This is a genomic window from Methylobacterium sp. WL19, assembly GCF_008040005.1.
Taxonomy (GTDB): Bacteria; Pseudomonadota; Alphaproteobacteria; order Rhizobiales; family Beijerinckiaceae; genus Methylobacterium; species Methylobacterium bullatum.
Genome location: NZ_VRVC01000309.1, coordinates 1 through 527, shown reverse-complemented (window position 1 = coordinate 527; position 527 = coordinate 1). Strand labels below are relative to the sequence as shown.

The window sequence follows — 527 nt, the reverse complement described above, 5'->3', positions numbered from 1 at the left end:
CCTCCGCGCTGGGGCTGAGCCGGGGCCAGAGCTTGCGCCTCGTGGTGGTCCCCCAGGCGATGCGGGCGATCGTGCCGCCGCTCACCAGCCAGTATCTCAACGTCACCAAGAACTCGTCGCTGGCGGTGCTGATCGGCTATCCCGACCTCGTCCACGTCTTCATGGGCACCGTGCTCAACCAGACCAACCAGGCGGTGGAGGTGGTGGCGATCACCATGGCGGTCTACCTCACGCTCAGCCTCGCCACGGCCTTCCTGATGAACCTCTACAATCGCCGCGTGACCATGGTGGAGCGCTGAGGATGGAGCGATTCGTCCGCGCCGATCTCGTCGCCTCGCGCCCGCCGCCCGCCACGGTCGGCGGACCGCTCGGCTGGCTGCGCCGGAACCTCTTCTCGAGCCCGGCCAACGGGCTCACCACCCTGGCGATCCTGGGATTGCTCGCCTGGCTGCTCCCCATCGCGATCCGCTTCCTCGTCATCGATGCGGTCTGGACCGGGGCGTCGGGGGATGCCTGCCGGCCGGAGG

The 527-nt window shown here is 69.1% G+C and carries 1 protein-coding gene and 1 pseudogene; both read left to right on the top strand.

The features are described from left to right. A partial coding sequence (locus FV220_RS25235) for an ABC transporter permease subunit (protein WP_147833597.1) occupies positions 1 to 299 on the top strand: 299 nt, incomplete at its 5' end. Positions 300 to 301: 2 nt separating this feature from the next. After that, positions 302 to 527: pseudogene (locus FV220_RS25230) on the top strand (amino acid ABC transporter permease); the annotation flags it as partial.